Annotated in this window: 1 pseudogene; it reads right to left on the reverse strand. The window is 48.0% G+C overall.

The window, feature by feature from the left end:
* Positions 1 to 344, reverse strand: a pseudogene (locus R0K30_RS21340) (hypothetical protein); the annotation flags it as partial.

Genomic DNA, 344 nt, shown 5'->3' on the forward strand with positions numbered 1-344 from the left:
CGCGGTAATCCGTCTCTAGCAATTAGATTCGGCAACGCCAACGCCGATAAGTCCGCTAGATTCACAAAATTAGTATAAGCACCCATATGACTGTTTTTCGTTAACGGATCAGCATTGACCGCATCGATGGTATAAATAGTCGGCGCAGTTGGCACCATTAATGCGTCAAATTCAGATAGCATTTGTGGAATAAGGCGACTTAGTGCAGCGCGCGAATACTCAGCACTCATTGCATCAACCGCATTGTAGTTCTCAGCTTGACTGATGATTTGGCGAGTGACAGGCAGCAGCTCATCACGCTCGACGAGCTGATCGATGGCAAAGGTGCGTTCACTAACCCAGCT

It is taken from the genome of Bacillus sp. SIMBA_154 (assembly GCF_046536015.1).
Taxonomy (GTDB): domain Bacteria; phylum Bacillota; class Bacilli; order Bacillales; family Bacillaceae; genus Bacillus; species Bacillus pumilus_P.